This is a genomic window from Massilia violaceinigra, assembly GCF_002752675.1.
Taxonomy (GTDB): domain Bacteria; phylum Pseudomonadota; class Gammaproteobacteria; order Burkholderiales; family Burkholderiaceae_D; genus Telluria_A; species Telluria_A violaceinigra.
Window position 1 is genome coordinate 1,882,098 of record NZ_CP024608.1, and the last position, 11,449, is coordinate 1,893,546.

8 protein-coding genes are annotated in these 11,449 nt (G+C 62.4%); all 8 read left to right on the plus strand.

Annotation, left to right across the window (positions count from 1 at the left end; translation table 11 throughout):
• Positions 1-167: 167 nt before the first annotated feature.
• The 8 genes from aptA to CR152_RS08495 all read left to right on the plus strand — a co-directional run bounded on the left by aptA (position 168) and on the right by CR152_RS08495 (position 11,439).
• Positions 168-1,484 carry an omega-aminotransferase AptA gene (aptA, locus tag CR152_RS08460; protein WP_099874519.1) on the plus strand — a complete coding sequence of 439 codons (1,317 nt, stop codon included), beginning with the start codon at positions 168-170 and terminating at the stop codon, positions 1,482-1,484.
• A gap of 4 nt (positions 1,485-1,488) precedes the next feature.
• Positions 1,489-2,991 (plus strand): CoA-acylating methylmalonate-semialdehyde dehydrogenase, encoded by a 1,503-nt coding sequence (locus CR152_RS08465; RefSeq protein ID WP_099874520.1) that lies wholly within the window; start codon positions 1,489-1,491, stop codon positions 2,989-2,991.
• A gap of 208 nt (positions 2,992-3,199) precedes the next feature.
• A complete protein-coding gene (locus CR152_RS08470) occupies positions 3,200-4,573 on the plus strand; it encodes an NAD(P)-dependent oxidoreductase (protein ID WP_099874521.1) in 1,374 nt (457 codons plus the stop codon).
• On the plus strand, positions 4,566-5,843 hold the full coding sequence (gene preA / locus CR152_RS08475) for an NAD-dependent dihydropyrimidine dehydrogenase subunit PreA (protein ID WP_099874522.1): 1,278 nt from the start codon (positions 4,566-4,568) through the stop codon (positions 5,841-5,843). The genes CR152_RS08470 and preA overlap by 8 nt, the downstream gene beginning before the upstream one ends.
• 141 nt (positions 5,844-5,984) lie before the next feature.
• Positions 5,985-7,469: an NCS1 family nucleobase:cation symporter-1 gene (locus CR152_RS08480; RefSeq protein ID WP_099882104.1), complete on the plus strand. Its 1,485-nt coding sequence runs from the start codon at positions 5,985-5,987 to the stop codon at positions 7,467-7,469.
• Positions 7,470-7,497: 28 nt separating this feature from the next.
• Positions 7,498-8,889, plus strand: a complete 1,392-nt coding sequence (gene hydA, locus CR152_RS08485) for a dihydropyrimidinase (RefSeq protein ID WP_099874523.1) — start codon at positions 7,498-7,500, stop codon at positions 8,887-8,889.
• A 36-nt stretch (positions 8,890-8,925) separates the two neighbouring features.
• Complete coding sequence (locus CR152_RS08490; protein WP_099874524.1) at positions 8,926-10,167, plus strand: Zn-dependent hydrolase; 1,242 nt, start codon at positions 8,926-8,928, stop codon at positions 10,165-10,167.
• 111 nt (positions 10,168-10,278) lie between these two features.
• A complete protein-coding gene (locus CR152_RS08495) occupies positions 10,279-11,439 on the plus strand; it encodes a zinc-dependent alcohol dehydrogenase (protein ID WP_099874525.1) in 1,161 nt (386 codons plus the stop codon).
• Positions 11,440-11,449 lie beyond the last annotated feature (10 nt).

Here is an 11,449-nt window from a genome sequence, read left to right on the forward strand (position 1 = left end):
TTCCTTTGTTGCATTGCCGCGAACTGTATTGTTTGCGCCACCGATACGGTTGGCGGGTTTTGCGATTTGTGTATATGTGCCATAGTTGATCTGCTGACTATTATTGCATCATCATTTTGCCAACTGGTAAATAATTTTTTTAGTTGTAAAAACTCTTGGAGAGTCGCATGAACGAGTCCAGACCAGAATCGATGTCGTCGTTTTGGATGCCATTTACGAATAATCGCGACTTCAAAGCCAACCCGCGCCTGCTGGTGTCGGCCGAGGGGATGTACTACAAGGATGTCGACGGCAACACCGTGCTTGATGGCACCGCCGGCCTGTGGTGCGTGCCCTGCGGGCATGCACAGCCGAAGATCGTCGCCGCCGTGCGTGAGATGGTCGGCCAGCTCGACTTCGCTCCCACCTTCCAGATGGGCCACCCGGCCGCGTTCGACCTGGCTGAAAAGCTGATGGACTACACCGGCCGCCGTTTCGGCCACGTCTTCTATACCAACTCCGGTTCGGAAGCGGTGGACACCGCGCTCAAGATGGCGCTGGCCTACCACCGCGCGCGCGGCGAAGCGGGGCGCACGCGCCTGATCGGGCGCGAACGCGGTTATCACGGCGTGGGCTTCGGCGGCATTTCGGTCGGCGGCATCGGCGGCAACCGCCGCACCTTCGGGCCGCTGCTGCCGGGTGTCGACCATCTGCCGCACACGCACAACCTGGAAAAGAACGCCTACTCGCGCGCGGAGCCGGAACACGGCGCCAACCTGGCCGATGAACTGGAACGCATCGTCGCGCTGCACGACGCATCGACCATCGCCGCGGTGATCGTCGAACCGGTGGCCGGGTCCACCGGCGTGCTGATTCCGCCCAAGGGTTACCTCAAGCGCTTGCGCGAACTGTGCACCAAGCACGGCATCCTGCTCATTTTCGATGAAGTCATCACCGGCTTCGGGCGCCTGACCACGCCGTTCGCGTTCGATTATTTCGGCGTCGAGCCGGATATGGTCACCTGCGCCAAGGGCCTGACCAACGGCATGGTGCCGATGGGCGCCGTGTTCACCAAGCAGCATATCCACGACGCTTTCATGGATGGTCCGGCCGGCATTGAGCTGTTCCACGGTTACACCTATTCGGGCCATCCGCTCGCCTGCGCAGCGGCGCTGGCTACACTGGAAGTGTTCGAGGAACAGAAAATCCTCGACAACGCCAAGGGCGTGCAGGAGTACTGGACCGACGCGGTGCATTCGCTCAAGGGGCTGCCGCACGTGATCGATATCCGCACGATCGGGCTGGTGGCGGGCATCGAGCTGGCGCCCATCGACGGCAAACCTGGTGCGCGCGCGTTCAGCGCCTTTAAAAAGGCATTTGCCGACGGCGTGTTGATTCGCACGACGGGCGACATCATCGCCCTGTCGCCACCGCTGGTGCTCGAGAAGAAGCACATCGACGAGTTGTTCGGCAAGCTGGCAACCATCCTCAAAAACCTGGACTGACCCCATGAGCAATCTCGATACCATCACCCACTACATCAACGGCGCCAAAGTCGATACGGCCAGCGGCCGCTATGCCGATGTCTTCAATCCTGCCATGGGCGAGCCATGCGCGCGGGTGGCGTTGGGCACCGCGGACGATGTGGATGCCGCCGTCGCCGCGGCCGCCGCGGCCTTTCCGTCATGGTCCGCCACGCCGCCGCTGACGCGTGCGCGGGTTCTTTTCAAGTACCTGCAACTATGCCAGGCGCATACCGACGATTTCGCGGCCATGCTCACGCGCGAACATGGCAAGACGTTTTCCGACGCGCAGGGCGAAGTGGCGCGTGGTATCGAGATGGTGGAATTCGCGGTCGGCATTCCGCAACTGCTTAAAGGTGAGTTCACCGACCAGATTTCGCGCGGCATCGATGCCTGGTCGATGCGCCAGGCGCTCGGTGTGGTGGCGGGCATCACGCCGTTTAACTTCCCGGTGATGGTGCCGATGTGGATGTTCCCGGTTGCGATCGCCTGCGGCAATACCTTTGTGTTGAAACCATCCGAGCGCGATCCGTCGGCGTCGCTGCTGCACGCGCGGCTGCTCAAGGAAGCGGGGCTGCCGGACGGCGTCTTCAACGTGGTCCAGGGCGACAAGGTCACGGTCGACGCGCTGCTCGATCACCGTGATGTGCAGGCGATCAGCTTCGTCGGCTCGACCCCGATCGCCGAATATATCTACGCGCGCGGCAGCGCGGCCGGCAAGCGTGTGCAGGCGCTGGGCGGGGCCAAGAACCACATGGTGGTCATGCCCGACGCCGACATGGACATGGCGACCGATGCCCTGATCGGGGCGGCCTTCGGTTCCGCCGGCGAGCGCTGCATGGCTATTTCGGTGGTGGTGGCGGTGGGTGACGCCGGCGACAAGCTCATTGGCGCACTGGGCGAGCGCACCGCCGCGCTCAAGATCCGCGACGGCATGGCATCCGACGCCGAAATGGGGCCGGTGGTCAGTGCGGCCGCCAAGGAACGCATCGAGCGTTTGATCGGCGAGGGCGTGGAGCAGGGCGCGACCCTGGTGGTCGATGGGCGCAACTGCAAGGTGCCGGAACGCGAGAAGGGCTTCTTCGTGGGCGGCACGCTGTTCGATCACGTGACGCCCGATATGACGATCTACAAGGAAGAGATTTTCGGGCCGGTACTGTGCGTGCTGCGCGCGCCGGACGTGGCCACGGCGGTCAATCTGATCAACGCCAACGAATACGGCAACGGCGTGGCGATCTACACGCGCGACGGTGGCACGGCGCGCGAGTTCGTGCGCCAGATCCAGGTTGGCATGGTGGGGGTGAACGTGCCGCTGCCGGTGCCGATGGCGTTCAACAGTTTTGGTGGATGGAAGCGCAGCATGTTCGGCGACCACCATGCGTACGGCCCGGAAGGCGTGCGGTTCTACACGCGGCACAAGGCGGTGATGCAGCGCTGGCCGAACACGGCGAGTGCTGGCGTGGAATTTGCTTTTCCACAGATGAAGTAGAAGACCCTGTTAGCGGGTGATGCGTACGGTTAGATGAGAAACCGTCGCCCCCGCGCCAAGGCGGCACTCGGCGGGGGACCAAGTTCGATGATCAGTCGGTGGCTACGAAGCTGACTTGGGCCCCCGCCTGCGCGGGGGCGACGGATAAGAGGTTAGCGTTGAAGCCTCCGTAAAGTGGGTGAACTTATTATAAAAACAGGGATGTAAAATGATCGAATCTCTCAAGCACCTGCCGCATGCGGCCGGCTCCAGCAGCGCACTGGCCGAACAGTTCAACGATCTCGCGCCGGCGCTGACCGAGCGCCAGGCCGCCATCGAAAGCGCGCGTTGTCTGTACTGTTACGACGCGCCGTGTACCCGCATCTGTCCCTCCGAAATCGACGTGGCCAGCTTTATCCGCAATATCCACGACAAGAACATCAACGGCGCGGCGGCGGGCATCCTCAAGCAGAACATCCTGGGCGGCAGCTGCGCCCGCGTGTGTCCCACCGAGATCCTGTGCGAAGACGCCTGCGTGCGCAATCACGACGAGGAAGGCCAGCCGGTCAAAATCGGCTTGCTGCAGCGGCACGCGCTCGATCACGCGTCCTTCAAGGCCTATCCCTTCCAGCGCGCGGAACGCACCGGAAAAAAGATCGCGGTGGTGGGCGCGGGGCCGGCCGGCCTGTCGTGCGCGCACCGCCTTGCCATGCTGGGCAACGACGTCGTCGTCTATGAGGCCCGCGAAAAATCCGGCGGCCTGAATGAATACGGCATCGCCAAGTACAAGCTCACCGGCGACTTCGCCCAGCGCGAGGTGGAGTTCCTGCTCAGTATCGGCGGCATCGAAGTGCAGCATGGCCGCACCCTGGGCGTGAATCTGCAGCTGCACGAACTGCATGCGCAGTACGATGCCGTGTTCCTCGGCCTGGGCCTGAACGCCAGCCGCCAGCTTGGTTTGACGGGCGAAAACGCGCCGGGCCTGATGGCGGCGGTCGACTACATCGCCGACCTGCGCCAGGCCAGCGACCTGACGGCGCTGCCGGTGCCGGAGCGCGCCATCGTCATCGGCGCCGGCAACACGGCGATCGACATGGCGGTGCAGCTCAAGCGCCTTGGCGCGCAGGACGTGACGCTGGTGTACCGCCGCGGCTTCGAGTCGATGACCGCCACGCACCACGAACAGGATATCGCCAAGGCCAATATGGTGCGCATCCGCACCTGGGCGGCGCCGCTGGAAGTGCTGCTCGACGAAACGGGCCGCGTGCGCGGCATGCGCTTTGAAGAGACCTGTCTCGACGAAGGCCGCCTGATCGGCACCGGCGCCTTCATCGAGATCGCCGCCGAAGCCGTGTTCAAGGCCATCGGCCAGAGCATCGACCCGGTCGGTTTGTCGGACGAGATGGCGCAGCAGATCACGCGCGAAGGCGACAAGATTCATGTCGACGCACAGTTCCGCACCGCGCTGGCGGGTATTTATGCGGGCGGCGATTGCATCGCGCCCGGGCAGGATTTGACGGTTCAGGCGGTCCAGCATGGCAAGCTGGCGGCGATGGCCATTCACAATGACATCCAATTCAAGGTGGAGGCTTCCCATGGCTGACCTGAGCATCGAATTTTGCGGCATCAAGTCCCCCAATCCGTTCTGGCTGGCCTCCGCGCCACCGACCGACAAGGCCTACAACGTGGTGCGCGCCTTCGAGGCGGGTTGGGGCGGGGTGGTCTGGAAGACGCTTGGCGAAGACCCGGCCGCGGTGAACGTGTCGTCGCGCTATTCCGCCTTGTACGGTAAGAACCGCGAGGTAATCGGCTTCAATAACATCGAACTCATAACCGACCGCTCGCTGGAGATCAATCTGCGCGAGATCACGCAGGTGAAGAAGGACTGGCCGGACCGCGCGATGATCGTGTCGCTGATGCTGCCGTGCGAGGAAGCGCTGTGGGCCGAGATTTTGCCCAAGGTCGAAGCGACCGGCGCGGATGGCATCGAGCTCAATTTCGGCTGCCCGCACGGCATGCCAGAGCGCGGTATGGGTGCGGCGGTTGGGCAGGTGCCCGAGTATGTGGAAATGGTGACGCGCTGGTGCAAGAAGCACTCGAAGCTGCCGGTGATCGTCAAGCTCACGCCAAATATCACCGACGTGCGCAAACCGGCGCGCGCGGCCAAGGCGGGTGGCGCCGATGCGGTGTCGCTGATTAATACGATCAATTCAATCACGCACCTGGACCTGGACCGCATGGTGGCGCTGCCGATCGTGGGCAACGCCAGCACGCACGGCGGCTACTGCGGCGCGGCGGTCAAGCCGATTGCGCTGAACATGGTGGCCGAGATCGCACGCGATCCCGAGACGCACGGATTGCCGATTTCGGGCATCGGCGGCATCGGCAACTGGCGCGACGCGGCTGAATTCATCGCGCTGGGCGCAGGCTCGGTTCAGGTGTGCACGGCGGCGATGCTGCACGGCTTCCGGATCGTGGAGGAGATGAAGGACGGCCTGTCGCGCTGGATGGACGAGAAGGGATACAAGAGCATCGCGGAGTTTTCGGGCAAGGCGGTGCCGAATACGACGGACTGGAAATACCTGGACATGAACTACCAGGTGATTGCGCAGATCGATCAGGACAAGTGCATCAAGTGCGGCAAGTGCTATGTGGCGTGCGAGGATACGTCGCACCAGTCGATCGCGCAGCTGATCGACGCGGCGGGCACGCGCACGTATGAAGTGATCAAGTCAGAGTGCGTTGGGTGTAATCTGTGCGAGATTACCTGTCCGGTGGAGGCGTGTATTACGATGGTGCCGCAGCCGACCGGGAAAGCGTATATGAACTGGACGCAGGATCCGCGCAATCCAAGGGCGGAGGTAGTTAGTTAGCAGCACTGTCCTTAAAACCGTCGTTCCCGCGCAGGCGGGAACCCAATTTCGGTCCGTAGCCACAGACGGATCGACGAACTTGGGTTCCCGCCTGCGCGGGAACGACGTACCGTCCTCGTTACCAATTTGGAGAAAACCACTGTGAGCAACGACCTGTCCGCCAACACGCAGCTCTGGAACGAAGACCTCGCGCCCACCTCCGACGCGCAGCGCACCTGGCGCTGGTATCACTTCGCCGCCCTTTGGGTTGGCATGGTCATGTGCATTCCGGCCTATACCCTGTCGGCCAGCCTGATCGAAGGCGGCATGTCCGGCTACCAGGCAGTGCTCACGGTGTTCCTCGCCAACGCCATTGTGCTGCTGCCCATGCTGCTGATCGGGCACGCGGGCACCAAGTACGGCATTCCCTACGCAGTGCTGGCGCGTGCCTCGTTCGGCACCACGGGCGCCCGCATTCCCGCCCTGATGCGCGCCATCGTCGCCTGCGGCTGGTACGGCATCCAGACCTGGTTCGGCGGCAGCATGATCTACACGCTGCTCGGCGTGATGATGGGGGCCGAAATCGGCGGCGCGAAAATCGCGGGTCTCGGCATCAACGGCATGCAGCTCCTGTGTTTTCTCGCGTTCTGGGCCATCCAGTTCTATTACATCGTGCATGGCATGGAATCGATTCGCAAACTCGAAACCTGGACCGCGCCGCTCAAGATCCTCATCTGCTTCGTGCTGCTTGGCTGGGTCTACAACAAAGCCGGCGGATTCGGTCCGCTGCTCGAACAGCCGTCCCAGTTTGTCGAAGGCGGCAAGAAAGCAGGCCAGTTCTGGAGCACCTTCTGGCCGTCGCTCACGGCCATGGTGGGTTTCTGGGCCACGCTGGCGCTGAACATTCCCGACTTCACGCGTTTCGCCAAGACTCAGCGCGACCAGATTATCGGCCAGTCGGTCGGGCTGCCAGTGCCAATGGGGCTGCTGGCGGCGCTGGCCGTGATCGTGACGTCGGCCACGGTGGTTTTGTACGGCAAGGCGATCTGGGACCCGGTGGACCTGGCCAGCCGCATGACCGGCATCGCCGTGCTGATCGCGCTGATCGTGCTGCTGGTCGATACCGTCAGCGTGAACCTGGCCGCCAACCTGGTTGGACCGGCGTACGATTTTTCGTCGCTGGCGCCGAAACACATCACCTACCGCGCCGGCGGCTACATCACGGCGGGCATCGCGCTGGTGATGATGCCCTGGAAGATCCTCGAATCGACCGAAGGCTATATCTTCACCTGGCTGATCGGCTACTCGGCGCTGCTCGGACCTATCGCCGGCATCCTGATCATCGATTACTACTTCATCCGCAAGACCGAACTCAATGTCGACCACTTGTACCGCGATGATGGCGTCTACTCGTACGGGAACGGCTGGAACATGGCCGCGATTGTCGCTTTCGTTCTTGGCGTGGCGCCGAATATCCCGGGCTTCCTGAATGCTGCCTTTCCGGCGGCGTTCCCGGACGTGGGCGCGCTGTTCAAGACACTGTATACATATGCGTGGTTCGTCGGGATCGCCATTTCCGCACTGGTGTACGGCGTGATGATGAAGGGGAAGGCGCTGCCCACCCTCAGCACCGCAGCCCGTACCTGAGTATCTGTTTGCCTTACAGGAGAGATTTATGACCACGATTATCCGCGGCGGCACGGTCGTCAATGCAGACCGCGCGTTTCGCGCCGATGTACTCACCGATGGCGACAAAATCGTCGCCATCGGTGAGAAGCTCGATGCGCCCGCCAATGCGACGTTGATCGATGCCAGCGGCCAGTACGTCATGCCGGGCGGGATCGACACCCACACCCACATGCAGCTGCCGTTCATGGGCACCGTGACGGCCGACGACTTCTTTACCGGAACCGCCGCCGGCCTCGCGGGTGGCACCACGACCATCATGGACTTCGTCATTCCGAATCCCCAGCAATCCTTGTTGGAGGCGTACCACACGTGGCGCGGCTGGGCCGCGAAGTCCGCAGGCGACTATACCTTTCACGTGGCGGTCACCTGGTGGAGCGACAAGGTGCACGAGGAAATGGGTGTGCTGGTGCGCGATCATGGCGTGAACAGCTTCAAGCACTTCATGGCGTATAAGAACGCCATCATGGCGGACGACGAAACGCTGGTGCGCAGCTTCACGCGCGCGCTGGAACTGGGCGCGATTCCGACCGTGCACGCCGAGAACGGCGAACTGGTTTTCCAGCTGCAGCAGGACCTGCTCCGGAAAGGCATCACCGGTCCGAGCGCACATCCGCTCTCGCGTCCTCCCGAGGTGGAAGCGGAGGCCGCCAACCGCGCCATTGCGATTGCCAACGTGCTGGGGACGCCGGTGTATATCGTGCACGTGTCATGCGCCGAGTCGCTCGATGCAATCGCGCGTGCGCGGGCCAAGGGCCAGCGCGTTTACGGCGAGGCGCTGGCGGGGCACCTGGTGATCGACGACAGCGTGTACCAGAGCGCGGATCTGGAATTCGCGCGCGGGCACGTGATGAGCCCACCGTTTCGCAGCAAGCACCATCAGGCCGCACTGTGGCAGGGCCTGCGCGGCGGGAACCTGCATACGACGGCGACAGATCACTGCACCTTCTGCGCCGAGCAGAAGGCGGCGGGGCAGGACGACTTCACCAAAATCCCGAACGGCTGCGGCGGTGTCGAGGACCGCATGTCGGTGGTGTGGGACGCTGGTGTCAATTCGGGGATGCTGACGCCATCGGAATTTGTGCGCGTAACGTCCGCGAATGCGGCGCAGATTTTCAATATGTACCCGCGCAAGGGCGTGGTGGCGGTGGGCGCGGATGCCGACCTGGTGGTGTGGGACCCGGAAGGCACGCGCACCATTTCGGCCAGTACGCAGTTTGCCAAGGGCGGGTTCAATGTGTTCGAAGGGCGCACCGTGAAGGGCATTCCGTCGCATACCCTGCATGCGGGGAACGTGGTGTTTGCCAGGGGCGAACTGCGCGCGGTGCCGGGCGCCGGGCGGCATGTGGACCGGCCTGCATTCACCAAGACCCATGCCTGACCTTCCGTCGCATGTCTTCAATTTTTGGAGTGATCAATGAACGATCTGCGCATTAACGGCGAGCGCCTGTGGGCCTCGCTGATGGAACTGGCCAAAATCGGCGCCACGCCAAAAGGCGGCGTCAAACGCCTCGCCCTGACGGACCTCGACAAGCAGGGCCGCGACCTCGTCGTCGGCTGGGCGAAGGAAGCCGGCATGTCGATCACGGTCGACCAGATCGGCAATGTCTTCATGCGCCGCGAAGGCCGCAATCCATCGCTGCCACCGATCATGACCGGCAGCCATATCGACACCCAGCCCACCGGCGGCAAATTCGATGGCAATTACGGCGTGCTGGCAGGCCTGGAAGTCGTGCGTACCCTCAATGACCAGGACATCACTACCGAAGCACCGGTCGAAGTGGCCTTCTGGACCAACGAGGAAGGCTCGCGCTTCGTGCCCGTGATGATGGGCTCCGGCGTCTTCTGCGGCGCCTTCAGCCTGGAGACGGCCTACGCCGCCAAGGACACCGAAGGCAAAAGCGTCAAGGATGAACTGGCGCGCATCGGCTACATGGGCGAGCAGGTGCCCGGCCAGCACCCCATCGGCGCCTACTTTGAAACCCATATCGAACAAGGCCCGGTACTGGAAGACGCCGATAAGGTGATCGGCGTGGTGCCGGCCGTGATGGGCCTGTCGTGGTACGACTGCGTGGTCACCGGCATGGAGGCGCACGCCGGCCCCACGCCCATGGGTCTGCGCAAGGATGCGATGCAGGTCTCCACCTACATCATGCAGGAGGTGGTGAAGATCGCGAACCGTTATCCGCCGTATGGCCGCGGCACGGTCGGCATGGTGCAGGTATTCCCCAACAGCCGCAACGTCATTCCCGGCGAAGTCAAATTCAGCATCGACCTGCGCAACGTGAACGATGAACTGCTCAACACCATGCATGAAGAGATGCTGGCATTTATCGACAAAACCCGCAGCGACTCCGGGCTGGCCATTTCGATCGAGCGCGTGTCGTACTATCCGCCTTGCCCGTTCCATCCGGACTGCGTGGGTGCGGTGCGCGAGGCGACCGCCAGACTCGGATACTCCACGATGGACGTGGTGTCCGGCGCCGGCCACGACGCCATCTACGCCGCCCGCCTGGCGCCCGCCGGGATGATTTTCGTGCCCTGCAAGGACGGCATCAGCCACAACGAAATCGAGGATGCCAAGTCCGACCACCTTGAAGCGGGTTGCAATGTGTTGCTGCATGCCATGCTGGAACGCGCGAAGGTCGTGTCCTCATAATTTCAGTTAAGAAATCACGTCGGCGTTCTCCTACTGTTACGGACGGACTCTGCTGATTTGTGCGTAGGAGTTTGCTTGTTACGCTGTCCTTTTCCATGAGGAGGACAGTTCATGCGCGCTTTAACCTATCACGGCAGCAACGACGTCAAGGTTGACAACGTTCCGGATCCGATTTTGCAGGAGCCGGACGACATCATCCTGAAAGTGACTGCCACCGCCATCTGCGGATCGGACCTGCACATGTACCGCGGGAAGATCCCGGCGATGAAAAGCGGCGATATCCTGGGCCATGAATTCATGGGCGAAGTCGTCGAGACGGGCCCCAACGTCACCAAGCTGCAGAAGGGCGACCGCGTGGTCGTGCCGTTCGTGATCGCGTGCGGCAGCTGCTTTTTCTGCGACATGGATCTGTACTCCGCGTGCGAGACGACCAATCCCGATCGTGGTTCGATCATGAACAAGAAAAGCCTGCGCTCGGGCGCGGCGCTGTTCGGGTTCAGTCATTTGTATGGTGGCGTGCCGGGCGGGCAGGCTGAATACGTGCGGGTGCCCAAGGCGAATGTCGGTCCGATCAAGATCCCCCTGACGCTGGCCGATGAGCAGGTGCTGTTCTTGAGCGATATTTTGCCGACCGGTTATCAGGCCGTGCTCAATACGGGCGTGGGCCAGGGCGGCAGTTTGGCGATTTTTGGTGCCGGGCCGGTGGGGCAGATGGCGGCGGCCAGTGCGCGCATGCTGGGAATCGAGAAGATCTTCATGGTCGACCACCATGCGTTCCGCCTTGAATTCGCACGCAAGACATATGGCGTCATTCCGATCAATTTTGACGACTGCGACGCTGCGGAGTTCATTCTCGATCACACCGACGCGCGCGGGGTTGATGGCGTGGTGGAGGCGGTCGGATTCGAGGCCAAGGGCAGTACGGTGGAAACCGTGATGACCAACCTGAAGCTCGAAGGCAGCAGCGGCAAGGCCCTGCGCCAGTGTATCGCGGCTGTGCGGCGCGGCGGGACGGTGAGCGTGCCTGGCTTATATGCCGGGTTCATTCACGGCTTCCTGTTTGGCGATATCTTCGAGAAGGGGATCGGGATCAAGGCCGGCCAGACGCACGTGCAGAAGCATATGCCGGAGCTGCTCAAGTTTATCGAGGAAGGCAAGCTGCATCCGAATGCGATCATCTCGCACCGCCTGAACCTGTCGCAGGCGGCGGAGGGGTACAAGATGTTCGATAAAAAAGAGGATGATTGTCGGAAGGTTGTGCTGACGCCTTAATCGTCGTTTC